Source organism: Dyella humicola (assembly GCF_026283945.1).
Lineage (GTDB): Bacteria > Pseudomonadota > Gammaproteobacteria > Xanthomonadales > Rhodanobacteraceae > Dyella > Dyella humicola.
On the sequence record NZ_JAPDPC010000001.1, the window covers coordinates 1 to 25,363 of the forward strand.

At 64.6% G+C, this 25,363-nt stretch carries 24 protein-coding genes and 2 pseudogenes; 13 read left to right on the forward strand and 13 right to left on the reverse strand.

The features are described 5' to 3' along the window. Positions 1 to 164 precede the first annotated feature (164 nt). The 3 genes and pseudogenes from mnmE to OUZ30_RS20325 form a co-directional block, all read left to right on the forward strand. Positions 165 to 1,514 carry a tRNA uridine-5-carboxymethylaminomethyl(34) synthesis GTPase MnmE gene (gene mnmE, locus OUZ30_RS00005; RefSeq protein WP_425601469.1) on the forward strand — a complete coding sequence of 450 codons (1,350 nt, stop codon included), beginning with the start codon at positions 165 to 167 and terminating at the stop codon, positions 1,512 to 1,514. Positions 1,515 to 1,638: 124 nt separating this feature from the next. After that, a pseudogene (locus OUZ30_RS20390) lies at positions 1,639 to 1,983 on the forward strand (DNA translocase FtsK 4TM domain-containing protein); the annotation flags it as partial. Between the two features lie 462 nt (positions 1,984 to 2,445). Then, a pseudogene (locus OUZ30_RS20325) lies at positions 2,446 to 4,200 on the forward strand (DNA translocase FtsK); the annotation flags it as partial. A 6-nt stretch (positions 4,201 to 4,206) separates the two neighbouring features. Here OUZ30_RS20325 and rbsK read toward each other — a convergent pair. Both rbsK and OUZ30_RS00025 read right to left on the reverse strand, forming a co-directional pair. Further along, the gene (rbsK, locus tag OUZ30_RS00020) at positions 4,207 to 5,100 is read right to left on the reverse strand and encodes a ribokinase (RefSeq protein ID WP_266180099.1); all 894 of its coding nucleotides are present in this window, start codon (positions 5,098 to 5,100) and stop codon (positions 4,207 to 4,209) included. Between the two features lie 83 nt (positions 5,101 to 5,183). Beyond that, a complete protein-coding gene (locus OUZ30_RS00025) occupies positions 5,184 to 5,630 on the reverse strand; it encodes a hypothetical protein (RefSeq protein WP_266180100.1) in 447 nt (148 codons plus the stop codon). A gap of 139 nt (positions 5,631 to 5,769) precedes the next feature. Here OUZ30_RS00025 and OUZ30_RS00030 point away from each other — a divergent pair, with 139 nt between their 5' ends. Both OUZ30_RS00030 and OUZ30_RS00035 read left to right on the forward strand, forming a co-directional pair. After that, a complete protein-coding gene (locus tag OUZ30_RS00030) occupies positions 5,770 to 6,468 on the forward strand; it encodes a glutathione binding-like protein (protein WP_266180101.1) in 699 nt (232 codons plus the stop codon). Between the two features lie 125 nt (positions 6,469 to 6,593). Beyond that, positions 6,594 to 8,858: a S9 family peptidase gene (locus OUZ30_RS00035; RefSeq protein WP_266180102.1), complete on the forward strand. Its 2,265-nt coding sequence runs from the start codon at positions 6,594 to 6,596 to the stop codon at positions 8,856 to 8,858. Between the two features lie 49 nt (positions 8,859 to 8,907). On the opposite strand, the gene OUZ30_RS00040 is transcribed toward OUZ30_RS00035, so the two are convergent. Then, entirely contained in the window at positions 8,908 to 9,828 is a 921-nt protein-coding gene (locus tag OUZ30_RS00040) for a LysR substrate-binding domain-containing protein (protein WP_266180103.1), read from the reverse strand. 109 nt (positions 9,829 to 9,937) lie between these two features. On the opposite strand from OUZ30_RS00040, the gene OUZ30_RS00045 reads away from it, so the two are divergent. Then, positions 9,938 to 10,147 carry a hypothetical protein gene (locus OUZ30_RS00045; protein WP_266180104.1) on the forward strand — a complete coding sequence of 70 codons (210 nt, stop codon included), beginning with the start codon at positions 9,938 to 9,940 and terminating at the stop codon, positions 10,145 to 10,147. A gap of 100 nt (positions 10,148 to 10,247) precedes the next feature. Here the strand turns inward: OUZ30_RS00045 and OUZ30_RS00050 are convergent, their stop codons facing one another. The 7 genes from OUZ30_RS00050 to lptM form a co-directional block, all read right to left on the reverse strand. Beyond that, the gene (locus OUZ30_RS00050; RefSeq protein WP_266152003.1) at positions 10,248 to 10,862 is read right to left on the reverse strand and encodes a hypothetical protein; all 615 of its coding nucleotides are present in this window, start codon (positions 10,860 to 10,862) and stop codon (positions 10,248 to 10,250) included. A 36-nt stretch (positions 10,863 to 10,898) separates the two neighbouring features. Then, complete coding sequence (gene hslU, locus OUZ30_RS00055; protein WP_266180105.1) at positions 10,899 to 12,239, reverse strand: ATP-dependent protease ATPase subunit HslU; 1,341 nt, start codon at positions 12,237 to 12,239, stop codon at positions 10,899 to 10,901. A gap of 80 nt (positions 12,240 to 12,319) precedes the next feature. After that, positions 12,320 to 12,853, reverse strand: coding sequence for an ATP-dependent protease subunit HslV (hslV, locus tag OUZ30_RS00060; RefSeq protein ID WP_266152001.1), 534 nt, complete (start codon positions 12,851 to 12,853; stop codon positions 12,320 to 12,322). Positions 12,854 to 12,952: 99 nt separating this feature from the next. After that, positions 12,953 to 13,837 (reverse strand): tyrosine recombinase XerC, encoded by an 885-nt coding sequence (gene xerC / locus OUZ30_RS00065; RefSeq protein WP_266180106.1) that lies wholly within the window; start codon positions 13,835 to 13,837, stop codon positions 12,953 to 12,955. Between the two features lie 7 nt (positions 13,838 to 13,844). Beyond that, positions 13,845 to 14,528 (reverse strand): DUF484 family protein, encoded by a 684-nt coding sequence (locus OUZ30_RS00070; RefSeq protein ID WP_266180107.1) that lies wholly within the window; start codon positions 14,526 to 14,528, stop codon positions 13,845 to 13,847. 75 nt (positions 14,529 to 14,603) lie between these two features. Next, positions 14,604 to 15,452 (reverse strand): diaminopimelate epimerase, encoded by an 849-nt coding sequence (gene dapF, locus OUZ30_RS00075; protein WP_266180108.1) that lies wholly within the window; start codon positions 15,450 to 15,452, stop codon positions 14,604 to 14,606. 22 nt (positions 15,453 to 15,474) lie between these two features. Further along, positions 15,475 to 15,846, reverse strand: a complete 372-nt coding sequence (gene lptM, locus OUZ30_RS00080) for an LPS translocon maturation chaperone LptM (protein WP_266180110.1) — start codon at positions 15,844 to 15,846, stop codon at positions 15,475 to 15,477. 157 nt (positions 15,847 to 16,003) lie between these two features. On the opposite strand from lptM, the gene OUZ30_RS00085 reads away from it, so the two are divergent. Then, on the forward strand, positions 16,004 to 16,687 hold the full coding sequence (locus OUZ30_RS00085) for a hypothetical protein (protein WP_266180112.1): 684 nt from the start codon (positions 16,004 to 16,006) through the stop codon (positions 16,685 to 16,687). 215 nt (positions 16,688 to 16,902) lie between these two features. Here OUZ30_RS00085 and OUZ30_RS00090 read toward each other — a convergent pair whose 3' ends face one another. Then, entirely contained in the window at positions 16,903 to 17,376 is a 474-nt protein-coding gene (locus OUZ30_RS00090) for a GNAT family N-acetyltransferase (protein ID WP_266180114.1), read from the reverse strand. Between the two features lie 244 nt (positions 17,377 to 17,620). Here OUZ30_RS00090 and OUZ30_RS00095 point away from each other — a divergent pair, with 244 nt between their 5' ends. After that, a complete protein-coding gene (locus tag OUZ30_RS00095; RefSeq protein ID WP_266180115.1) occupies positions 17,621 to 19,105 on the forward strand; it encodes a RimK family protein in 1,485 nt (494 codons plus the stop codon). A gap of 114 nt (positions 19,106 to 19,219) precedes the next feature. On the opposite strand, the gene OUZ30_RS00100 is transcribed toward OUZ30_RS00095, so the two are convergent. Next, complete coding sequence (locus OUZ30_RS00100) at positions 19,220 to 19,477, reverse strand: hypothetical protein (RefSeq protein WP_266180116.1); 258 nt, start codon at positions 19,475 to 19,477, stop codon at positions 19,220 to 19,222. A gap of 179 nt (positions 19,478 to 19,656) precedes the next feature. Here OUZ30_RS00100 and aroE point away from each other — a divergent pair, with 179 nt between their 5' ends. From aroE to OUZ30_RS00125, 5 genes are all read left to right on the forward strand, one after another. Continuing rightward, on the forward strand, positions 19,657 to 20,487 hold the full coding sequence (gene aroE, locus OUZ30_RS00105; protein ID WP_266180117.1) for a shikimate dehydrogenase: 831 nt from the start codon (positions 19,657 to 19,659) through the stop codon (positions 20,485 to 20,487). Positions 20,488 to 20,524: 37 nt separating this feature from the next. After that, positions 20,525 to 20,791: a YkgJ family cysteine cluster protein gene (locus OUZ30_RS00110; RefSeq protein ID WP_266180118.1), complete on the forward strand. Its 267-nt coding sequence runs from the start codon at positions 20,525 to 20,527 to the stop codon at positions 20,789 to 20,791. Between the two features lie 138 nt (positions 20,792 to 20,929). Then, positions 20,930 to 22,702 carry a peptide-N4-asparagine amidase gene (locus OUZ30_RS00115; protein WP_266180119.1) on the forward strand — a complete coding sequence of 591 codons (1,773 nt, stop codon included), beginning with the start codon at positions 20,930 to 20,932 and terminating at the stop codon, positions 22,700 to 22,702. A gap of 172 nt (positions 22,703 to 22,874) precedes the next feature. Next, entirely contained in the window at positions 22,875 to 23,909 is a 1,035-nt protein-coding gene (locus OUZ30_RS00120) for an energy transducer TonB (protein WP_266180120.1), read from the forward strand. A gap of 248 nt (positions 23,910 to 24,157) precedes the next feature. After that, complete coding sequence (locus OUZ30_RS00125; RefSeq protein WP_266180121.1) at positions 24,158 to 24,700, forward strand: hypothetical protein; 543 nt, start codon at positions 24,158 to 24,160, stop codon at positions 24,698 to 24,700. A gap of 98 nt (positions 24,701 to 24,798) precedes the next feature. Here the strand turns inward: OUZ30_RS00125 and OUZ30_RS00130 are convergent, their stop codons facing one another. Next, the gene (locus OUZ30_RS00130) at positions 24,799 to 25,335 is read right to left on the reverse strand and encodes a gamma carbonic anhydrase family protein (RefSeq protein WP_266180122.1); all 537 of its coding nucleotides are present in this window, start codon (positions 25,333 to 25,335) and stop codon (positions 24,799 to 24,801) included. Between the last annotated feature and the right edge of the window lie 28 nt (positions 25,336 to 25,363).

The window sequence follows — 25,363 nt, forward strand, 5'->3', positions numbered from 1 at the left end:
TCAACAGCCGCAGGGCTGGTCATCCAGTGCCTTTGCGGCAGATGGCCAGAGCGAAAGACGCTGGATGACCAGCCCTGCGGCTGTTGAGAAGCGCCTCCAGCCTTCGCTGGGATGACGGTGAGGGAACGCGTTGCGCTTCGTTGTCCGATCACCTAGCCGTCATAATGGATGCCATGACCACGACCGATACCATTGCCGCCATCGCCAGTGCGCCCGGCGCCGCTGGTGTTGGTGTGTTGCGTGTGTCCGGTCCGGCCGTGCCGGCGATTGCCGAAACCCTACTCGGACGCGCGCCCCAGCCCCGCCACGCGCACTTCGCCGCATTTCGCGATGGCGATGGCGAGTTGATCGATCGCGGCTTGCTGCTCTACTTCCCCGCTCCCGCGTCCTACACCGGCGACCATGTGCTCGAATTGCAGGGGCACGGCAGCATGGTGTTGCTGGACGCCTTGCTGCGCCGCATCTGTGCACTGGGCGCGCGGCTGGCGCGCCCAGGCGAATTCACCGAGCGCGCGTTTCTCAACGGCAAGCTGGATCTTGCCCAGGCCGAAGCCGTGGCGGATCTCATCGCCGCGCGTTCCCACGCAGGTGCACGCGCCGCGCTGCGTTCGATGGAGGGCGTGTTCTCGCGCAAGGTGGATGCGTTGCAGGACGCGTTGATTGCCTTGCGCGTGCATATCGAGGCGGCAATTGATTTTCCCGAGGAGGAAATCGACTTCCTGGCCGATCCGCTGATCAACGAGCAATTGCAGCAACTGCGCACTCAGCTCGACGAGCTGCGCCGCGAGGCCCAGCGCGGTGTACGCCTCAACGATGGCCTGCGGGTGGCGATCATCGGCCGTCCGAATGCGGGCAAATCCAGCCTGCTCAATGCGCTGGCCGGCAGTGATCGCGCCATCGTTACCGACATAGCCGGCACGACCCGCGATGTCTTGCGCGAACAACTGAGCCTCGATGGCATTGCGCTGGAACTGGCTGATACCGCGGGCCTGCGCGAAACCGATGATCCGGTCGAACGAGAAGGCGTGCGGCGCGCGCACGGCGAACTGGCGCGCGCCGATGTGGCGCTGCTGGTCACGGATGCACAGCACGCCGAGCACGATCTCACCCTGCTCGCCGATCTGCCCTCCAGCGTCGAGCGGCTGGTACTTATCAACAAGATCGATCTCCAACACGCGAGTGCGCGCTACGAGACGCGCAACGATTCCATCTGGGTCTGGGCTTCGGCTAAAACCGGTGCTGGCCTAGATGCATTGCGCGAACACCTCAAGCAGCTGGCCGGTGCAGGCAGTGGCGAAGGCGCGTTCAGCGCCCGCCGCCGTCACCTGCTGGCGTTGGAGCAGGTGGTGCTGCATCTCGATTGCGCCGACCATGTTCTGCAAACGACGCGTGCTGGCGAACTCGCGGCCGAAGAGCTGCGCCAGGCCCAGCATGCTCTGGGCGAGATCACCGGCAACTACACCAGCGACGATCTGCTCGGCGCGATCTTCAGTTCGTTCTGCATCGGCAAGTAGTCGCCGCTCGCGCAACGCGACGCAGGTCTGCAATAACCGCCCGTTACCGAACCGTCGGCTGACGTGCCTGACACGATGGCGCTAACATGCTGAGTTCGCAGGCGCAGTTTGAACGAACCCAGGCATGCTCAATCTCTTCTTCGGTGCCTTCGGGCTGTCCACTCTCTGGCTGATCCCCCTGCTCTGGCGCCTGCTGCGGGCGCGACTGGCTCGGCGCAAACCGTCGGTAGGGGGTGAGGGAACGATCCGCTTATGGCTGGGCGCTCTGCTTGTACTGATGGCCAGTGCGACGCTGGAAGGGGCCATCGTCGATCATTACACGGACGATCCGACTGCCGGCGGCGTCATCTGTCGCGCGCTCGCCCACGGTTTTGATCGCTTGCTGGGAACGCCGCTGGCAAGCCTATTGATGTTGGCTACGCTCGGGGCTGCCCTGCCCTGGTACCTGGGCACGCCGTGGCTTTCCGCCCTCAAGCGCATCACAGTCGCCGTCGACCTGCTCGCTGCGCTGTTGGGTCGTGGCGTGGAGATGCTGGGTGCGCGCTTCGGTGGTCGGCGCACGCGCGGTGCGGTACGTCGTGCCGATCGCGCGGCGAGCCCGACTCGCCGCCGCACGCAGGCGAGTGCACGCCGTACTACGGCTGTTGCCGCACCGGCCGCGGTGGTCGAGCGACCAGCGCCGGTGCCACCGGTAGCGTCCCTGATGGCGTCGACTGCCTCGCGTCCACGCATTGCGCCGGTGCGAGAGAAAGTCATCAGCGAACCGTGGCTGCTGCCCAAAAACGCGAGGCTATCCTCACCGGCGCCCGTGATACCAACAGCGCGGGCAACATCGACGATGGTCAAGACGAGCCAACCTGCGATGGCCATGGCCACGGCCGCAAGCATGCGGGCGACCGCTGCTGAAGCGGTGCCGCTCGTGGAAGAGCAGCCGGTCATGTCGACACGTACTGACGTTGTCGTCGACGCGATGCCGATCACGCCGGCGTCGCACGCGCAAGAATCGGTTGAGGTGGTCGCAGCCCTCGATGAGCCAATGGAAGACGGCGTCGAGCCGGACATCGAGCCAGAACTCGTGCCGCTGGCTCAGCTGGTCAATCCGATACCCGTCGCATCGACTCGTTTTCGCGCGGCCAATGATGACCCGGTCGCCGCGATCGTCGTGCCGACGGTGATGCCCGTCGCCATGTCCCCGCGCTCACGTTCGGCGGTCCTGCTGCCGCCGCTGACCCTGCTCGCCGCCGCGACCACGCAGTCGACGTCGGTCGATGAGGCGCAGCTGGCCGAGACCAGCGAGCTGATCGAACAGCGCCTGCGCGAATTCAAGGTGCCGGTGACCGTGGTCGGCGCATCGGCCGGTCCGGTGATTACCCGCTTCGAAGTCGAACCGGCTGTCGGCGTACGCGGCAATCAAATTGTGGCCTTGATGAAGGACCTGGCACGCGGCCTGGGACGGACGTCGATTCGCGTGGTCGAGACGATTCCCGGCAAGACCTGCATGGGCCTGGAGTTGCCGAACGAGCAGCGCCAGATGATTGCGCTATCGGAAATCCTCGACTCGGCTGAGTACCGCGATGCCGATTCGCTGTTGACGCTGGCGATGGGCAAGGGCATCACCGGCGAGCCGGTGGTGGCCGATCTTGCACGCGCGCCGCACATGCTGGTTGCCGGCACCACCGGCTCGGGCAAGTCGGTGGCGGTGAACGCGATGATCCTGTCCATGTTGTACAAGGCCACGCCTGACGACGTGCGCATGATCATGATCGATCCGAAGATGCTGGAACTCTCGGTCTATGAGGGTATTCCGCATCTGTTGGCACCGGTCGTGACCGATATGAAGCTCGCGGCGAACGCCTTGGCCTGGTGCGTGGCGGAGATGGAGAACCGCTACCGCGTGATGTCAGACCTGCGTGTGCGCAATCTCGCCGGCTTCAATCAAAAAGTGCGTGAAGCGCGGGCGGCAGGACGGCCGTTGATGAACCCGTTCCCGGCCCATCCCGAAGTACCCGAGCTGCTCGATACCTTGCCGATGATCGTGGTGGTGATCGACGAGCTGGCCGACCTGATGATGGTGGCCGGCAAGAAGATCGAAGAACTGATTGCGCGCCTGGCGCAGAAAGCGCGTGCGGCCGGCATCCATCTGATCCTGGCCACGCAGCGGCCGTCGGTGGACGTGATCACTGGCCTGATCAAGGCGAACATCCCCACCCGCGTGGCCTTCCAGGTGTCGTCGAAGATCGACTCGCGCACCATCCTCGACCAGATGGGCGCAGAAAGCTTGCTGGGCCAGGGCGATATGTTGTTCCTGCCGCCGGGCACGGGTTATCCACAGCGCATCCACGGTGCCTTTGTCGCCGATGAGGAAGTGCATCGCGTGGTGGCCCATCTCAAGCAATACGGCGAGCCCGATTACAAGGACGAGATCCTCGCTGGCCCACCCAGCGAGGCTCAGGGCGATTTGCTCGGCGAGGAAGGCGGCGATGCCGAACTCGATCCGCTCTACGACGAGGCCGCCGCCTTCGTGCTGCGTTCGCGTCGCGCTTCGATCTCGTTCGTGCAGCGCCAGTTCCGCATCGGCTACAACCGAGCCGCGCGTCTGGTCGAGGCCATGGAAGCCGCTGGACTGGTGTCGTCGATGGGCATCAACGGGCAGCGCGAAGTGATCGCACCCGGTCCGTCCGACTGAAGCACATCAGCCGTGGCTGACGAGCCAGCGATCGAGTTCGTCCAGCCGCGGCATGCCGCCCTGCGCGCCGAGTTTGGAGACGGATAGCGCGGCGGCGGCACAGGCTTTGCGCACGGCGGCCGGCAGGCCTTCGTGCAGGAAGACGGCCAGCGCAGCGTTGAAGGTATCGCCCGCGCCGGTGCTGTCGACCACGTCGATCTTGAAACCCGATTGGTGCACCGGTTCGCCAGCGTCGCAGTACCACGCACCTTCGGCGCCGTGCGTGAGCACGACCGGCGCTGGCGAGCGCTGCATCAGTGCGCGGAAATCCTCCGCGGGGCCCGCGTCCAGCAGGATGGCCAGCTCATGCTGGTTCGGCGTGAGATAACGCGCGAGCTTGAGCCATTCGAGCGGCAGCGGTTGCGCCGGGGCAGGGTTGAGAATGACCGGTTTGCCGAGGCTATGACCGAGCCGCAAGGTCGCTTCCACGGCATCCAGCGGAATTTCCATCTGTACCAGGATGGCATCGGCGCTGGCGAGCGTGGATTGGGCGCGTTCGATCTGTGCAGGCGTGACCCGCGCGTTGGCGGCCGGTACCACGATGATGTGGTTTTCGCCTTGGGCGACGGTTATGGATGCGGTGCCGCTGCCGCAATCAGGGATACGGGCAACATGTTCCAGCGAGATGCCTTCATGGGCGAGGCCGGCATGCAGCTGCTCACCGAAAGCGTCATCGCCCAGCGCGCCAATCAGCGTGACGTCGGCGCCAAGGCGCGCCGCCGCCACCGCCTGGTTGGCACCTTTGCCGCCATGCACGGTGAGAAACCGCTCGCCGAGCAGGGTCTCGCCCGGCGCGGCGAAGCGCGACGCCAGCGTCACCAGGTCCATATTGATGCTGCCGACCACGACAACGCGTGTCATAGCTCATCCATCCGCTGCCCGAAACGACCGGTGAGCATACGTGATGGTGCGTGCCGCTGGGATGACGCGCAGTGAGATGGAACTTAACCGCCGCTGCTGGCCGAGGACGGCACGTGTTGGCCGCGCCGCTCCAGCGCATGCTCCATGGCTTTTTCCCGCATGGCCTTCATCTGGTCACGCTGCGCATTGGTCAGCACCGCATCGATCTGTTTACTGCTGTCCTGCGCCAATGACATGAGCTTGGCGCGACGATCCGCCTGCGACAGACTGGTGTCGGCACGCAGCGCCTGCATCTGCTTATCGCGCTGCTGCAGGATCGGTCCAATCTTGGCCTGCTGATCGGCGCTGAGTTGCAGTTGCTTGGTCAGGCGCTGCAGCTGCTGTTGCGGATCGGGGACGCGACGTCCCTGGTCTGGCTGCGTGGCGTGCGCCGGGGCGGTGGAAGGGCTGTTGTCCTGTGCCTGGGCGCAGGCAACACCGGCGATGGCGAGGCCGAGGGTCAACGCGGCAAAACGGGAGAGGCGGTTCATGGGCTTAACTCCAGTGGGCATGCCAGCGGAGGAACGCGGCGTACGCAACATGGGTTGACGGTACCGCGCCTTCGTCACGCTCTGGCTTGAATCCGCACGGGCTGCCCCGAACATCCTTTCATCGCCCTGAGGAAACGACATGATCGAGCTGCACTACTGGCCCACGCCCAACGGCCACAAGATCACCCTGTTCCTTGGAGAATCCGGCCTGCCCTACACCATCAAACCGGTGAACATCGGTAAGGGGGAGCAGTTCGAACCCAAGTTCCTCACCATTTCACCGAACAACCGCATGCCGGCCATCGTGGATACCCAGCCGGCCGATGGCGGCGAGCCGATCAGCGTGTTCGAGTCGGGCGCCATCCTGCAGTACCTGGCCGAGAAGACCGGGCGCTTCATGCCTGCCGATGCGCGCGGCCGCTACAAGGTGCTGGAGTGGCTGTACTGGCAGGTGGGAGGCCTCGGCCCGATGCTGGGGCAGAACCACCATTTCAATCGGTATGCGCCGGAGAAGATCCCCTACGCCATCGACCGCTACGTCAACGAGACGCGGCGCCTGTACGGCGTGCTGAACAAGCGGCTGGAAGGTCGCGCGTTTATCGCCGGCAAGGACTACAGCATCGCCGATATGGCGGCCTACCCATGGATCGTGCCGTATGAGAACCAGGGCATGGCGCTGGAGGATTTCCCGCACCTGAAAGCCTGGTTCGTAGCCATTCGGGAGCGTCCTGCTACCCAGCGCGCGTATGCGATGGGGGAGCAGATCAAGGGTCGCTTCGACCTCACCACGGACGAGGAAGCGCGCAAGGTGTTGTTCGGGCAAGGCGCCCGGCACTAAAGGCTGAAGCGGTGCTTTCACGTCGGATGTGCCGCTTTTCACGGGAAATTGCTGGTATCGGCTGGCGCGACGCGGTCTAATCGCCGCTTGTTCTTGCGTACGTCGCACCGCCCCAGGAAGTACCCATGCGTGCCCTCCTCTTTGCCGCCCTCACGATGGTGGCCCTGCCGACCATGGCCGAAAAACTTACGATCGAACGCATCTTTGACGGCGGCAGTCTGGCCGGTCCCGCGCCACGCGGCCTGCAGATCTCGCCCGATGGCAGTCGCGTCAGCTTCCTGCGCCCGCGTGCGGACGATCAGTACCAGCTCGACCTGTGGTCCTACCAACTCAAGGACAACCACACGCAGCTGCTGGTCGATTCGAAGAAGCTGGAGCCCAACGGCGAGCAGCTGTCGGATGCGGAGAAGGCGCGCCGCGAGCGCGAGCGCACCGCCGGCCTGCGTGGCATCGTGAGTTACCAGTGGTCGCCGGATGGCAAGCAGCTGCTGTTTCCCATCGGTGGCAAGCTCTATCTGTACTCGCTGGCCACGCCCGATGCCGCACCGCGCCTGCTCGACTCGGGCGACAACGTGATCGATCCCCGCTTCTCGCCCAAGGGCCGCTTCGTCTCGTTCGTGCGCGAGCAGAACCTGTGGGTGATCGACCTCGGCACCGGTGAGGCGAAGCAACTCACCCATGATGGTGGCGGCAGCGTGCACAACGGCGAGGCGGAATTCGTCGCGCAGGAAGAAATGGATCGCAGCAGCGGCTACTGGTGGGCGCCGGACGATTCCTTCATTGCGTTCGAACGCTTCGACGAATCCAAGGTGCCGGTGACCAAGCGCACCGAGCTCTACGCCGACCACACCGAGGTGGTCGACCAGCACTATCCCGCCGCCGGTACAGCGAATGTCGCGGTGAAACTGGGCCTGGTGTCGCCCACGGGCGGTCAGCCGCGCTGGATCGACCTGGGCAAGGACAACGACATCTATCTCACACGGGTGAACTGGCTGCCCGACGGCAGGCATCTCGCCTACCAGCGCATGTCGCGTAACCAGCAACGCCTGGATCTGCGGCTGGTCGATGCGAAGACGCTGGCGCAGCGCACCCTGCTCAGCGAAACCAGCGACACCTGGATCAACCTCAATAACGACCTCACCTTCCTCAAGGACGGCAAGTCGTTCCTGTGGGGCAGCGAGCGCAGCGGCTATCACCATCTCTACCTCTACGGCATCGACGGCAAGCTCAGGCACGCCGTGAGCGAAGGCGAGTGGCAGATCGACGGCGTGCTGGCGGTGAATGAACGCACCGGTACCGTCTACGTCAGCTCCAATCGCGATGCCGTACCCGAACGTCACATCTACGCGCTCAAGCTCGATGGCAGCACCGCCAATGCGCCCATGCGCATCAGCCAGGGCGCCGGCACGCACACCGCCGAATTCGCACCGAACGCATCGTTCTATCTGGACACGTTCTCCAGCATCGACACGCCGCCCCAGGTGAGCGTGCACAAGCCGGACGGCAGCCTGGTGAGCTGGATCGAGCCGAACAAGCTCGACGAGAAGCATCCGTTCTGGCCATACCGCGACAGCCTGATCAAGCCGGAATTCGGCACCATCAAGGCCGCCGACGGGCAACTGCTCTACTACCGCCTGTACAAGCCGGCCGGCTTCGACCCGTCGAAGAAGTACCCGGTGTTCAACATGTTCTACGGCGGTCCGCACGCGCAGCTGGTCACCAATGCCTGGGGTGACTACTTCAACCAGTACATGGCCAACCAGGGCTTCGTGGTGTTCACCCTGGACAACCGCGGCATGGCCCGTCGCGGGCGCAAGTTCGAGGACCCCATCTACCAGCAATTGGGCGCGGTGGAAGTGGAAGATCAGCTCGCCGGCATCCACTGGTTGAAGTCGCAGCCGTGGGTCGACCCCAAGCGCATCGGCGTGTTCGGCTGGAGCTATGGCGGCTACATGACCACCATGATGCTGTCCAAGGCATCGGACGAACTGGCCGGCGGCGTGGCCGTGGCCCCGGTCACCGACTGGCGGCTCTACGACACCTTCTATGCCGAGCGTTACCTCGGCCGTCCGCAGGACAATGACTCAGGCTATACGCGCAGTTCGCCGCTGGCCTGGCTCGACGGCCTCACCTCCAAGCTGTACCTCGTGCACGGCATGGCCGACGACAACGTGCTGTTCCTCAACTCCACCAAATTGATGGCGGAAATGCAGAAGCGCGGCACGCAGTTTCAGTTCATGGCCTACCCCGGCGCCAAGCACGGCCTGAACCTGCCGGGCCAACGCAGCCACGTCTATCACCTGATCGAGAATTTCTTCCAGCGTGAAGTGAAGGGCGCTGCAGCGGTAGCGCCGCGCGTGACACCTGCAGCCGCCTCGACATCGTCCTGATGCTTCGCGCCGGTCGCCCGTCCGACGGGCGCCAAGGCAGGTAACGGATTCAACCGCTGCGTCGTTTTTTCGCACGCCAGCTCGCCTGCTCTGGCGCCAGCGTGTATTGATGCGCTTCATCCAGTAGCCATGCGCGAAAGGCGAGCAAGGCAGGATGTTTCTCGGAGCGTGGCGGATAGACCAGGTAGTGAGCAAACTCGGCGCGCAACCGATGCGTGCTCAGCCATACCAGCTGTCCCGCATCGACCAGTGGGCGGGCCATGGTGACACGGCCGAGTGCGATGCCCATGCCTTCGATGGCCGCCCGGTGCAGCGTCTCGGTGTCGTCGAAGTGCGCGACATAGCGAGCCGGTGGCTTGCCGCCAAACGTATGGAACCACTTGGCCCAGACGTTCTCGGGATCGCGCAGCAGCGGCCAGTCCGACAACGTCTCCAGCGTCGGCCGTCCGAGTCGAGCGATGAGATCGGGGCAGGCGATCGGCGTGAGCCAGTCATCGAACAGATGCTCCGCAATCACGCCCGGCCACTCGCCGGGACCGAAGCGCATGGCCGCATCCACCTGCTCGCGCTCGAAATTGACCAGTTCCACGCACGACTGCAGGTTGAGCTGCAGTTGCGGATGCTGGGCCACGAATTTCGGCAGGCGTGGCAGCAGCCAGCTTGATGCCACCGACGGCATCAGGCTGAGCGTAAGCACATCGGCATGCGGCGCGCAGAATTGCTGCATGGCGCGATCGATGGATTCGAACTGCGGGCCCACCGACTCGAGCAGCCGCACACCTTCCGGCGTCAGTTCGACACCGCGTGGTCCGCGTATGAACACACGAATGCCGAGTCGCTCCTCGAGGCCGCGAATCTGGTGGCTGAGGGCGCTGGCCGTGAGATGGAGTTGCCGGGCAGCGAGCGTGAGATTGCCCGTGCGCGCGGCAATCACGAAGCCTTGCAGGGCAATCAGTGGTGGTCGGCCCATATTGAATCTTCCTCAATACTGGGGTGCAAAAATCTCGCTTTTTGCGAGGCTCTGGCTGGCCTAGTGTAGACCTTGCCCAGCAAGCGGGTGATCTTCGAGGCATACGACCATGTTGCTCTTCATCCAACCCTTCGTGATCAAGGCATCGGCAAACAAGCCGGCTTCATCGTACTTCGACGTCAAAACCGACTTGACCGTGCTGCCCAGCGCAGCGTCTCCCACCGTGCATGAGAAGCCGCGTCACGGCGAATTTCACGTGAGCGGTCTCGACCACTACATCGACAGCCGCTTTTCCGGCGAACTGTTCCGCATCGACTGATGCGCTTCACCCCGCGCGGCAACTCCCAGCCTGAAACGAAACTGCCGGCCACGAGGGCCGGCAGTAGGAGGATGTCACGCGTGATGGATCGGGGCTGCGCTCAGTTAGCGTGGCCCACACCCGAATCGCCTTGTTCCAGCGGCGGCGGTGCGCCGGCGACGGCCAGCAAGGACGTGGCGTAGCCATCCTCGATGCTGACGGTGGACACCTCGTCCCACGAGAAGAACGACGCTTCACGCAGCCATTCCGCATCGGGAGAGATTTCCTGCATGTTGAAGCCGTCTTCCTCGACGCTGACCAGTCGGCCGATGTAACAGACTTCCGACTCGTCCTCGCTGTCCACGTGTACACCGATGACCGGCGCCTGCACGGCAGCGGCCTGGATGACCTCGCGGATGTTGTCCAGCGGGAAGCCGCGCGGCGTGCGTGGCATCAAGTGCTTGACCGCCAGTGCCTTCTCCATGAAGGGGGCATGCTTGTCCGGCGCTTCCAGTTCGGACACGTCGCGATGGCGCATCACATACATGCCGTCATAGGTGATGCCGTCGCCGACGACCCAAAGCAGGAAGAATTCGCGCCCGACACCGCCCACGTAACCACAGAAGCTGCCGTGTTCGAGCTCGGTACGCCACAACCGGATCAGCTGGTGCTTCTGCTGTGCTTCGCGCAGCTGGGCCCGCTGACCGGTGGTTTTCAGTTCGATCACATTACTCATGGTCATAATTTTAACAGCTAGGGGCTTTCCCCTTGTTTACAGGATGTAACGGCTCAAGTCCTCGTCCTGGACCAGGGTGCCGAGATTGATGTCGACATATTCGGCGTCGATCACGTACTTTTCACCGGATTTGTCTGCAGCTTCGTAGGAGATCTTCTCCAGCAGCCGCTCCATCACGGTGTGCAGGCGACGGGCGCCGATGTTCTCGGTGCGCTCGTTGACCTGAAAGGCCACCTCGGCCAGGCGGTCCACGCCGGAGTCGGTGAAGTCCACCGTGACCCCCTCGGTGCCCAGCAAAGCCATGTATTGGGTGGTCAAGGCGTTCTGCGGCTCGCGCAGGATGCGCTTGAAGTCATCGACCGACAGCGCCGACAACTCCACGCGGATCGGCAGGCGGCCCTGCAATTCCGGAATGAGGTCCGACGGCTTGGCCAGCGAGAACGCGCCCGAGGCGATGAACAGCATGTGGTCGGTCTTGATCGGGCCGTACTTGGTCGATACCGTCGAGCCTTCCACCAAGGGCAGCAGGTCGCGCTGCACGCCTTCGCGGCTGACACCTGCGCCACCCCATTCCGAACGCTGCGCCACCTTGTCGATCTCGTCGATGAAGACGATGCCGTTCTGTTCGGCCGCTTCCATCGCCTGCGCTCGCACTTCCTCGTCGTTGAGCAGCTTGGACGCTTCCTCTTCGATCAGCAGCGGGCGCGCCAGCTTGATCGCCAGCTTGCGCTGCTGGGTCTTGGCGCCGCCCAGGTTCTGGAACATCTGGCGTAGCTGCTGGCCCATCTCCTCCATGCCCGGGGGCGACATGATCTCCACGCCCACGTTCATGGCGAAATCGAGCTCGATCTCGCGCTCGTCGAGCGCACCTTCGCGCAGCTGCTTGCGCAGCTTCTGGCGGGTGTCGCTCTGCTCGGGGTTGGCCGGGGCCGCATCGTGGCTCCAGTCGGTGGCCGTCTGCCGGCGCGGCAGCAAGGAGTCGAGGATACGGTCCTCGGCACGATCCTCCGCCTGCGAGCGCACGCGCTTGATCGCCTGCTCACGGGTCAGCTTGTAGGCGACGTCGGCCAGGTCACGCACGATCGACTCGACATCCTTGCCGACATAGCCCACCTCGGTGAATTTGGTCGCCTCGACCTTCACAAACGGCGCATTGGCCAGGCTGGCCAGGCGGCGTGCGATCTCAGTCTTGCCCACGCCGGTGGGGCCGATCATCAGGATGTTCTTGGGCGTCACTTCGTTGCGCAGGTTCGGCTCCAGCTGCATGCGGCGCCAGCGGTTGCGCAGCGCGATCGCCACGGCGCGCTTGGCGTCGTGCTGGCCGATGATGTAGCGGTCGAGTTCGTTGACGATTTCGCGGGGAGTGAGTTCGGACATGAGGTCACCGGAGGTGTGGTCTTGGCTCGTCTTCCCGGCGCATCCGGGTTGACGACGAGGATGGCTGTCGCGCCGTGCGCTTACAGCTCCTCGATGGTGGTGTTGTGATTGGTATAGATGCAGATGTCGCCAGCGATCTTCAGCGCGCGCTCGACGATCTCGAAGGCGTTCAATTCGGTGTTCTCCATCAGGGCCAGGGCGGCCGATTGCGCATACGGGCCGCCGGAACCGATGGCGATCAAGCCATGCTCCGGCTCCAGCACGTCGCCGTTGCCCGAGATCAGCAGCGAGGCTTCCTTGTCGGCCACGGCCAGCATGGCTTCAAGGCGGCCCAGGCGGCGGTCGGTGCGCCATTCCTTGGCCAGTTCGACTGCGGAACGAGTGAGGTTGCCGCCGTGCTTGTCCAGCTTCTGCTCGAACAGCTCGAACAAGGTGAAGGCGTCGGCGGTGGCGCCGGCAAAACCCGCCAGCACGTCGCCCTTGCCCAGGCGGCGGATCTTGCGTGCATTGGCCTTCATCACCGTATTGCCGAGGGTGACCTGGCCGTCGCCGCCGATCACGACGCGCCCATGGCGACGCACCGAGACGATGGTGGTGGCGTGAAAGGATTCCATGGGGGGCTCCGCAGACAAAGTGGTCCGCCAGAAGTGGGGCCGTGCCGACGGAATCCAAGACGCCAGGCGGGTTCAGCGCCGGGAGCCGGCCCTTGACCGTTACTTGCGTCGGGCGCGCGGATGCGCCGCGTCGTACACCTTGGCCAGGTACTGGAAATCCAGGTGCGTGTAGATCTGGGTCGTGGCGATGTCGGCGTGCCCAAGCAGCTCCTGCACGGCGCGCAGGTCGCCCGACGATTCCAGCATGTGGCTGGCAAAGGTGTGGCGCAGCAAATGCGGATGCACATGCTTGGCCATGCCCTGCTGCAGCGCCAGGGTCTTCATGCGCAGCTGCACGGTGCGCGGACTGATCGGCGCGCCGCCGCGTCCTCGGAACACCGGGCTCTCCGGCGTCGTGCCTTCATCGTCGCCCAGCGCGCGCAAGGCGGTCACCGCATGGCGGCCCACCGGCACGATGCGCGTCTTGTTGCCCTTGCCCAGCACGCGCACTTCGCCCGCCTGCAGGTCCAGGTCGATCCAGCGCAGGCCGGTGAGTTCGGACAGGCGCAGGCCCGAGGAATAGAACAGCTCGAGCATGGCGCGGTCGCGCAGGGTCAGTGCACCGTCGCCCACGGCTTCGACCAGGCTGGTGGCTTCATCCACATCGAGCACTTGCGGCAGCTTGCGGTGGACCTTGGGGCCGCGCACGCCAGCCATCGGGTCGTGCATCATCAGGCCTTCGCGGTGCAGTTGGCGGAACAGGCCGCGACAGGACGACAACAGCCGTTGCAGGCTCTTGGGTGCCAGTCCGCCACGATGTTCGGCGGCAACGAAACTGCGCATGCGGTTGGGTTCGAGCGCGTCGAAGGCGTCGATGCCCTGCGCTTCCATCCAGCGCAACAGCTTGGCCAGGTCGCGGCGATACCCATCCACCGTGTGCGCGGAGGCCCGACGCTCGCCCGCCAGTCGGGCGAGCCAGGCGTCGACCTGTTCGCGAGCGGACACGGTGGGCTTACATGCCTTCCTGAGAACGACGCAGCGCGGCGGTCACCGTAGCCGCAATCATCTTCAGGAACAGCGTGCCCATGCCCGGCTGAAAGTGATCCGGGTCGCCGCTGCCGATGGCGAGAATGCCGAACTCGCCCAGCGGCATGATGGCGGTGGAACGGACCTCGGGCGCGTGGTCCCCAAACAGGCGGTACAGCCGCTCGGCCGAAAGGCGGCCGGCGACGGGCTCGTGATGGGACAGGAAGTCAGCAAACTCGGGTACCGCAGTGCGCCCACCGGGGATATTGATCAGCCAGGTGGCCGGCGGCAATCCGACCGCGCCGAACAGCAGCAGGCGCACCTGATCGGTCTTGAAGTCTTCGGAAAGGCGCGCTACCACGCTGCGTGCTGCGACAGCCGGTGTATTGGCGCGCAATACGGCGACGTTGAGGTCATGCACGCGCTGCATCAGACGCTCGTTTTCCGCTGCGATGGTCATCAGGTTGGCGAGCTGGCGTTCCAGCTCGGCGTTCTTCTCGCGCAAGCTCTGCAGCTGGTAGACCGCCAGCGAGGCCACCGGACCTTGTTCGCGCGGCAACGTCAGCTGGGCCGCCAGCTCGGGGTAGTCGGAAAGAAATTCCGGGTGTCGGCGCAGATAGGCCGCCACGTCGCTGGCGCTAAGGGTCTCGGCGAGTGCGGTGTCTGACATGCGCGGGTTACCTCAAACCAGGGGGCGAGAACGATACGACGCTGGCCGGAGTGTGCGGTGTCAGGGTGTCGTCTTTCAACGTGCCATCCGTGAACCCAGCCACTCGCCTTCGAATACAAACGCGGAGGGCCCAGTCATCCACAGGGTCTGGCCGGGGCCGGCCCAGTCGATCGTCAGCTCGCCGCCAGGCAAGGCTACACACACGCGGTCGTCTACTTCGCCGCGTTGATGCATGACCGCCATGGCTGCGCAGGCGCCGGTGCCGCAAGCCAGGGTCCAGCCGCTGCCGCGCTCATGCACGCGCAGGCGCAGGTGGCCGCGGTCCACCACCTGCACAAAGCCGGCATTGGCGCCTTCGGGGAACCGTTCGTGCGTCGTCAGCAGCGGTCCCTGTCGAAACAAGGCGGGCGCTTGCAGGTCAGCTACGACAACGACCGCATGCGGGTTACCCATGGAGACCGCACCCATCATCAGCGTTTCATCACCGACGTCGATGGCATAACCATCGGCTTCGACATCGGCCAGGAACGGAACCTGCAGGGGCGCAAACGCAGGCACGCCCATGTCCACGGTGACTTCATGGGCATTGATCAGGCGTACCGTCACCGGACCGGATGGGCTCTCCAGCCGGACCGTGTCGCCCATGGCCAACTCACCGGCCCGATGCAGCCACGCAGCTACGCAGCGCACGCCGTTCCCACACTGGCCCGATGGCGAACCGTCGGCATTCCAGATGCCGTAGTAGAAGGCGCATGACGGATCGCGCGGTGGCTCGATGCTGATCAGCTGGTCAAAACCCACGCCCGTACGACGATCGGCGATGGCGCGGATCTGCTCCTCGCGCAGCGCGAAGGGCTGGCGACGGCAGTCGAGCATGACGAAGTCATTACCGATGCCGTGCATCTTGGAAAAGTGCAGCTTCATGCGGATAAGCGCGTAGCCGGCATCAGCGGAACGAGCCGCCAACGATGTGGCCAGTCGCATCCTGCTCGGGGAAGTAACGGCTGTTGTTGGTGCGAAATTCCATCGTGGTGATCTCGCCTGGCATCACCAGCTGCACGTCCGGATAGGTCGCCAGGAACTGGGCTGGCGTCGGATGCGTGGCGATAAAGGCGTCGAATGCCTTCATGTCCGTGACATAGCCGTGCACGGGGGCCTGTGCGGCGGGTGCGGGCGCGGGTGCCGCCGCCGGATGGTCGGTAGCGGCCGCTGCGGGCGGCGTCGACTTCGCTGGCATATACAGCGGTCCCTTGTTGCCGCAAGCGGCGATCAGGACAAAAGCGGTGCACAGCGGAAGCAGCAGGAGGGATCGGCGCATGACTAAGGTCTCCGGCAAGGACCGGCGCAGTATAGAGAAAGAAGCCGGAAAAACGCGGCGAGCCCATCGTGCGAGCACACGTTTACGCATCATTCCCCGGCCGGCTATCGTTATCATGCGGCCGTCGCCGCGAAAGTTGCGGTTGGGGAAGTAGAAGATGGATTGGACCGCGCTGTTGCGCCTGCCGTCGACGATCCTGCTGGTACTGGCTGTCGTCGCCTTGTTGTTTACCCTGGTGCAACTGGTGGCGCTGCGTGAGTGCCTGCATGGCGGACGGCGCCTGGCATCGGCCGTACGCGCCGTGGTGTTGCTGGTGGCGTTCTCGCTCACCCTGATGCTGGCGGGCACGGGTTTCGCCCTGCGCGGCTACCGCCTGTGGTCGGAGGAAACCCCGGTGGTCGAGATCGATGTCCGCATCCTGTCACCCCAGCGCTGGGCACTGACCCTGCACTGGCCTGATGGCGCCACCCGCCAGGTTCAGCTGGCGGGCGATGCGTGGCGGATGGAAGCGATCGTATTGAAGTGGAAGGCGCCTGCCGTGCTGGCCGGCTTGCCTCCGGCTTACCGGCTCGATCGTTTGTCGGGCCGCTACGACGACGCGGGGCAGGAAGCAACCGCGCTGCGCACCGTGATCGACTTTCGCGAAGCCGGCAGCTTCGACCTGCTCGACTTGCACAAGCAATATCCGCAGTGGGTGCCGAATGTGGATGTGCTGTTCGGCAGCGGCGTATTCCTGCCGCTGGTCGACCAGGGGCATTACACCGTCAGCCTGATGCGCACCGGCGCCCTGGTGGCACGCCCGGACGAGGCCACGGAGCAGCGCATCGCGCAGCCGTTCTAGCTTCTAGCGTCCTCTCCCCTTTGGGGAGAGGATTGAGGTGAGCCCCTAAAAGGGGGTAAAGGGCGGGTGCTCGCAATAAGGTTCAAAAAAACCTGCTTTCAGGCAGTGCTACCGCAAGTTTGACCCCTCACCCCAGCCCTCTCCTCGCTCCTCAAAGACGGCGCCATCCATGGCGCCTCCCCGCGTGCCCCGGAGGGGAGAGGGAGCAAAGGCTGTCACCCCAGCTTTTTCTCATAACGCCACGCGTCGGCACCATCGCCGTAGTAGCGCTCGTAGTGCCCGATGCGGTCGTAGCCAAAGCGCTCGTAGAGGCGGATGGCAACATCATTGTCGGCACGCACTTCCAGGCGCAGCGCATGACAGCGACGGCGTTTGGCGGCGTGCTCGGCGGCATGCAGCAGGGCGGAGCCCACGCCCTTCCCGCGCGAGGCGGCGCTGGTGGCGATCGAATACAAGCGCGCCACCTGGGTACCCTTGCGGAAGAACACCACGGCCGTGCCCAGGAAACGTCGATGATTGGCGCTGGCGACCAGGACCTGGGCCGTTTCGCTGTCCAGGTGGCGGCGATACTGCGCCCGGCTCAACCGGTCGGTGGCGAAGCTGGTTTCCTCGAGCGCGACGAGATCATCGAGGTCGGAGAGTTCGGCGCGGCGCACGCGCACGGCGGCGGTCGCGGGCATGGGGGTCATCAGGGGCGATTCTCGTCGAGGAGCGTCAGCGCGTGCCAGAGCAGCGCAGGCGGGAGCAGGAAACCAAGCGCGGCACTCTAGCCCCCGGGACCCCCCACGGCAATCATGACTTTTGGTGCATTTAGGTCAGCTTCATCGCAGCACCTTGTGCAGAGCCAGCCATGTGCCAAACTGCGCGCCTTGCGCTGTGCCGCCCCGTCTCCCCGCGTGACGACACGCCTCCGTTCCATCTGACAGAGGTGTCATGACCCGGCTCGTCATTGTCGTCGAGAAGGCCTCCGACTGGAGTTCCTACTATCCGTCCGTCGACGTCGTTACCGCGATGGACTACCTGCGCGAGCCGATCGGCGGCGACGACGAGCGCACGCACGTCATCAACCTCTGCCGCAGTTACAAGTACCTGGGCACGGGTTACTACGTATCCTTGTTGGCCGAGGCGCGCGGGCACCGCGTGATGCCTTCCGTGCGCACGGTGAACGACTTGCGCCGCCGCTCGCTCTACGGCCTGGATATCGAGGACCTGAGCACCAGGCTCACCGACTTCCTGCCTGCCGGCGGCCGCGATACCACCGATTTCGGCATCCTCGTCTACTTCGGCCAGACGGCTTACCCCGCGCTGCAGGACCTGGCGCGGCAGGTCTTCGAAACGTTTCCCTGCCCGCTGCTTCGCGTCGAGTTCGAGCGCGATCGCGTGTGGCAGGTCAGCGCGATCAAGCCGGTGGGCCTGCATACGCTGATCGATGCGCAGGAAGACGCTTTTGCCGAGGAGCTGGATCGCTTCAGCAAGAAGCTGTGGCGCAAGCCCAAGGCGCGCAAGCAGTTCCGCTACGACATCGCGATGCTGGTGGACCCGGCCGAGCAAATGCCGCCGTCGAACAAGAAGGCGTTGAAGTCATTCATCGCAGCTGGCAAGGAACTCGGCATCGAGGTCGATCCGATCGGCAAGAACGACTACCAACGCCTGGCCGAATACGACGGCCTGTTCATCCGCGAGACTACGGCCAGCGACAACCACACCTATCGCTTCGCGCACCGCGCCGAGAAGGAAGGCATGGTGGTGATGGACGATCCGACCTCGATCCTGCGCTGCACCAACAAGATCTTCCTCAACGACCTGATGGTGTCGCGCAAGCTCGCCGTGCCGCGCACCGAGATTCTTTATCGCGACGACAGCAAGGGTTTGAAGGAAGTGGCGTCGAAGCTGGGCTATCCGCTGGTGCTGAAGATTCCGGACGGCTCGTTCTCGCGCGGCGTGGTGAAGGTGGAGAACGAGGTCGCACTGGGCAAGGCCACGGCCGAGTTGTTCCAGCACAGTGCCCTGTTGCTGGCGCAGGAATTCGTCTACACCGAGTTCGACTGGCGCATCGGCGTGCTCAACAACGAGGCGCTCTACGCCTGCAAGTACTACATGTCGCGCGGCCACTGGCAGATCTATAACCATGGCGCGAAAGGCGCGTCGAAATCCGGCGAATCGGAGACGATTCCCGTGCGCGACGCCCCGGCCGACGTGGTGAAGTTGGCACTGAAGGCCACCCAGGCGATTGGCGATGGCCTCTACGGCGTCGACCTCAAGCGCGTGGGCGACAAGCCGGTGGTGATCGAGGTGAACGACAACCCGTCCATTGATGCCGGCGTGGAAGATGCGTATCTCGGCGAGGAGCTGTACGCGCGCATCATGCAGGAGTTCCTGCGTCGCATGGAGCGCAAGCGTTCGGGCACTCGTGGCTGACTACACGGACGATCCGACGGCGCGTCCCTGCGCCGCCGCACCGTGACTTTGCGCGGAGTAGCTTCCGCGATCCACTGCCAAGTGAATTCGATGAAGGCCGGACCGGCCTAGCTCCTAGTTCCAGATCAGCCGGGAAGCCGGTTGCCGGCGGGAGCGGCGCAGCGCACTCAGCACCTGCCGCGGCAGGGCCGGTTCCAGCGCGAGCAGAACGATCAGCGGGGCGCCAATCAGCCAGAAGGCCGGCGTCCAGCCCAGCGACCGCGTATGGACCGGCACCAGGGTCGTCAGCAGCAGCGCGCCACCGGCCAGCAACCACAGCAGGGCGCCGCCGAGCAGGCGTTCTTGACGGGCGGTATCAGGCTTCGATCGCATGCTGGTGGTCCGTTCGTTGCGGGTGGACCCAGCCTGCAACGGCCCGATCTCAAAACCTGCGATAGCTGGTGAAACGATTGCTTCGGGAGCGTCCAGAGACGCCCGGGCCCGCTAAAATGGGGCGGTGGCAACGACCGGGCACGACCTGGCGGGCATCGAGACAGGTTCAAGGAGTACCTATGAGCGCAGGACAATTCGCGGTGTTTGGCCACCCCATCAGCCACTCCCTGTCGCCACAGATTCATCAGGCTTTCGCGCGCCAGTTCAAGCTGGAGCTGGAATACCGCAGCATCGATGCCGCCCCGACCGACTTCGAAACCGCGGTACGCCGCTTCTTTGCCGATGGGGGTCGCGGCGCCAACGTCACGCTGCCGCATAAGGGGGCCGCGTTCGCCTTGGCCGACGAAAGCAGCGTCGCCGCCACGCGCGCAGGCAGCGCCAACGTGCTCACCGTCCTGTCCGATGGCCGCCTGGCTGCCCACAACACCGATGGGGCCGGCATGGTGCGCGACATCGCCGAGCGCCACAGTGTCGATCTGCGCGGCCACACCGCCCTGCTGCTTGGCGCTGGCGGCGCGGCGCAAGGTGTGGCGTGGGCGATGCTGGATGCCGGCGTAGAGACGCTAACCATCGTCAATCGCTCGCCGGAGGCAGCCGATGCCTTGGCTGATGCGATCGGCGATCCGTCCCGGGCACATACCCGCTATTGGGAAGACCTGGCCGGTCTGGGCGCGTTCGATTTGATCATCAATGCCACCTCGGCGGGCGTACTGGGCAAGTCGCTCGACCTGCCGTTCGCCATCGTGGGCAATCGCGCACTCTGCTACGACCTTTCCTATGGCAAGGCCGCTACCGGGTTCCTCGCCTGGGCACGTACCGCTGGTGCGCGCTACGCCTTCGACGGTCTGGGCATGCTGGTGGAAACCGCCGCCGACTCCTTCGAGTTGTGGCATGGACGACGTCCGAATACCGATCCCGTCTACGCCGAACTGCGCAAGCAGTTCGGCTGAGCACCGTGATGCGGCGCGGCCAAGGCGGATCGAAAGCATGACGCTGCCGAGCTGTCGCGCCGATTGCGGCGCGTGCTGTATCGCGCCGTCGATCAGCTCGCCGCTTCCGGGAATGCCACACGGCAAGCCAGCCGGCATGCGTTGCATCCAGCTCACCAACGACAACCGTTGCGCGATCTTCGGTCGGCCAGAGCGCCCTGCCGTTTGTTCGAGGCTGCGCCCGGACGTCGCGATGTGCGGCAGCGACCGTGATCACGCGCTCGCGTATCTCGACGCACTCGAGGCGGCCACGCGCGCTGCCTGACGCTTTCTTCACGACCCTGATCACAGAACGCCTCGTTGCCGAAATGACGGACGGCTGGACGTCCGTTGCCTGAAGACGTCTCGCCGACGCACGTGCTAGCGTGCGCGGCGCAGGGGGCACATTGCGGGGAGTAACGTCATGGTGCCTGAGGGTTTTGTCCGCCATCGTCTGGCGGTAGCCGTACTGTTGGCCACGCTGGCTGGTAGCGGCTTCGTCGCGCCGGCCCACGCTGATCCGGTGATTGGCTCGAACAACGTCGTCGTGGCCGATCCCGGTGTGCCTCGACCGCCGGGGCAGCCCTGTGTGGTGACCTTGTTCACCGACCTGACGTTCACCGACTTCAACACGCGTCCCTACAGCTATACGCCACCTACCGCTTGCAGCGGAAGCTGGGCCAAGGTGGTGCTGGAGGCGGACTTCTCGGTGACGGCAGGTCGCCAGTACGACCGCACCGCTACCTTGTGGCTCGGTGGCGTGAACCTCTATTTCGGCACGACGCAGGAACCGTCCGCCACGGTCTCGCCAGCCTGGCACGTGGAGCGCGATCTCACCGACTATGCAGCGTTGTTGCGTAGTGCCGGCCAGGGCCAGGCGATCATCGGCAATATCGTCAACAGTACATACACCGGGGTGATCCACGGCAGCGCACGCTTGCTGTTCTACCCGGCCAACGCCCAGGCGCGCGCAGCAGATGTGCCCGATGCGGTGTACCCGCTGGGCGCCGATCCGGTGGGCAGCACCACTACGCTGAACACATCGACGGACAAGCTGGCCAGGACGCTCACGCTGCCGCGCAATGTGGAACGCGCTTATCTGGACGTCTTTACGCAGAGCCAGAGTGGCGACGAATTCTGGTACACCTGCGTACCCGACGCGTATGCCGCGCTGGCTGAGGAATGTGGAGGCGGCAATTTCCGCGAGGCGGAGATCAGCATCGACGGGCAGCCTGCGGGTGTCGCGCCGGTGTATCCGTGGATCTATACCGGCGGCATCGATCCTTATCTGTGGCGCCCCACGCCCGGCGTACAGGCGCTCAACTTCATGCCCTATCGCATCGACCTGACGCCGTTCGCGGGCCAGCTAAGCGATGGCGCCGCGCATGAAGTGGCGGTGCAGGTGGCTGGCGCCAACGGCTATTTCTCTGCCACGGCGACCTTGCTGGTCTATCGCGACGCCCAGGCGCAGCAGGTCACTGGCTCGATAACGCGCAATACGCTGGTCGGTCAGCTGCCGACGCCGACCACAGCCAGCACGCTGGCAACGGCCAGCAATGGCGATGTGAGTGGCGATATCACGACAAAACTCGCGCGCAAGTTCGTCATCGAAGGCGTTGCCGATACGTCGCATGGTCACGTGACCAGCACGGTGACGCAAATTGTGGGCTTCGACGACGTGCAACGCTTCACCATCAACAGCAGCACGTATCGTCAGCAGACGTTCCAGCGCACTTGGGCTGAGAGCGTCAGCCAGCATCGTATCGGCTCCGTGCTCACGACTGAGCAACGTGGGCGAGTCAGCTACCCGTTTACGCTCGACTACAACCAGCAGCTAGCCAGCGATGGCAGCATCAGTGCGGCTACTACCGTGCACCAGGGCTATCACCAGCATGACGAGCGCCGTCTGTTCGGCATACCGTTGTATTCGGCCGAGGTGAACAACACGGTGGATAGCGCGGACACCTTGGCCTTCGATGCCAGCGGCGCACTCACCGGTCATAGTGGGCAACAGAGCGCGCAGACGTTCGCGTTCCATGATGCTCTGGGCGGCTGCTATCGCACATCGCTGACCACCCAGGCTGGCGCGCTCGCAAGCTACACCGCGGGACAAGGCTGCCCGGATCATCGCAACCGGGTGTCGTGGTTCACTCATCCCGATGGTTCGCCGGGTCTCAGCTTGTCGCCCGGCGGTTGAACGCGGGCAGGTCGCCGTGATGGGTCACGCATCGCGATCAGGGATGATCGCTTTGTGTGATGTACGTCGCATTCGACGACGCTGGGCAACATCTCCGCAATATGACCTCACTAAGCTGGCGCGCCGGTTGGCGCTTGTGCGCTGGCCTCCACCGATCACTTCAGCGCTGCCCATGTCATCCGCATTCTCGCATCGTCGTACCGAGGGCGTTGCCCGTTACGCCTTGCTCATCGTCATCATCCTTGTCGCCTGCGGCGCTGGCGTGATCTTCTGGTTGCTGAAATCCCGCGCGGACGCCGACGAGCCTTCGACCGTGGTGGTGGCAGCCGCGGGACCCATCATCCGCGCAGGCGCGGATACGGACGAACTGTTGCAGCACGCGCGCCAGGCCATGGCGGAGCAGCGTCTGCTCGCGCCAGCGGGCAACAATGCCTTTGAGCTCTATCTCGCCGTGCTAAAGCGCGAGCCCGGCAACCGTGTTGCACAGGACGCGTTGCGCGAGATCTTCCCGTTCGCCGCCACGGCCGCCGAACAGACCATCGATCAGGGCGATGACGCCGAATCGCAGCGGCAGATCGGTTTGCTGACGCTCGCCGATCCGCAGAACTACACCGTGACGTTATTGCAGGCCAAGCTGCAGGCGCAGCGTGACGCGGTGGCACAGCAGGCGCAGCAAGCGCTGCAAACCCAGAAGAGCGCGCAGCCCACGCCGAGCGTGGCGACAGCAAACCGCACGGTCGCTCCGGTCGCTTCCATGGCGACGGTACCGCCGACGCCCCCGCCCCCGCCGTCCTCGCTCAACAAAACCGCAAACGCCCCCACTCCTTCCGAGCAGGCCTTCGCACGGCTGCACGTGGAGTCCACACCGATCGAGGCCGCGCCAAGGGCCGCCGTGAGGCCGCGCGCGCCAGCCGTGGTCGCCGTGGCGGATGCACAGGGCGCGATGGCTCCCGCACTGGCGCATCGTGTCGAGCCGGTCTACCCGCCCGATGCACGCCGCGAGCGCCGCCAGGGCTGGGTGGATGTCACGTTTATTGTGCAACCCGATGGTTCCGTTGCCGCTGCAAGCGTGGCTGATGCCGATCCCAAGTACGTGTTCGACCGCGCTGCACTGAGCGCTGTGACTCGATGGACATTCACTCCGGCGACGCAGGACGGCACGCCGGTGGCTTCCGAGGTGCGGCAACGTATCGAGTTTCGCCTTTAAGAGGGCGTGCCATGGGGGCGGCTGGGCAAGCACGGCCGTGTCGTCGGGCTGTATCCCAGCCGCGTGATCACCGCCCGTTGATAAACCTCAGCAGGCCCTGGCGAAGGGGATGGACGTCCAATGGCGGCACCGACATCTTCGCGTAAGTCACATCGCTGACATCAGTGATCGCTAATGTGACAGTTCCGCCGGGGCGTCTGAGGGGCAGTCGTTCCCGAGTGCGGTTTCGACCCAATGTAGCGGCTGTCATGTCTCGTCTCGCTTCTCTTGCACCACGTCAGCGCACGCTTGCCACCGTTTCCATCATGGCGGTGCTCGCACTCGCGGGCGGTGGCTTCTGGTTCCTTCATGGCGCAAAAGGCGGCTCAATGATCGCCTCCACGGACGGCCAGACGTCCGCGGCCAAGGACGATGGTGGCGTCGGCATCCTGCTTGATCTGGCCAAGACGGCCATCGGCGAAAATCGCCTCGTCGCTCCGGCTGGCAGCAATGCCTATGAGTTTTATCTCAGCGTGCTGCAGCTCGACCCCAGCAACAAGGCCGCGCTGGATGAGTTGCATGAATCGTTCCCCAGCGCGTCGGCCGATGTAGAGCGCGCAATCAACAACAACGAACTGGACGAAGCGCAGCGTGAGCTGTCGCTGCTGCGAGAGTTCGACAGCACCAACTACATTCTTTCGCTGCTCGGCGGCAAGCTGGATGCGCAACGCCAGATCATGATCCGCCAGGATGAAGCGCGCGCCGAGGTGATCCAGTCGCAGCAGTCGGCTGCCACCGGCGCTACGCCGTAAGCGTTCGGTAGAAGCGCACCCTGTGCGCGATCACGGCGTCGCCGTTAGGTTGTCTGATTGCACACAGGGTGCGCTCCTAGCAAGCAAGCAACGAGGCATCATCCCGCCGCGAGATACTCGTCTTTCAAGCGGACATAGTTGGCCGCCGAGTAATGCAGCTGTTCGATCTGCTCGTCGCTGAGCAGACGCACGAGCTTGGCCGGATTGCCGACCCACAGTTCGCGCTCGCCCACCACCTTGCCCGGCGGGATCAAGCTGCCGGCACCGACAAATCCATACTTCTTCACGGTCGCTCCATCGAGCACGGTGGCGTGCATGCCGATCAGGCAGTAGTCCTCGATGGTGCAGGCGTGGATCACCGCTCCGTGGCCGATGGTGACGCCCTCGCCCACGATGGTGGGGAAACCGCCCGGCGAATACGGGCCATCATGGGTGACGTGGATGACGGCGCCGTCCTGAACGTTGCTGCGGGCGCCAATGCGAATGAAGTGCACGTCGCCGCGCAAGACGGCGCCCGGCCAGATCGATACATCGTCGCCGAGCTCGACCGCACCGATGACGGTAGCCGCCGAGTCGACGTAGACGCGCTGGTGAAGCGTGGGCCAGATGCCCTTGTATTTGCGTATGGAATCCATCGGCCTATGGTACTGCGCGGTGGCCAGA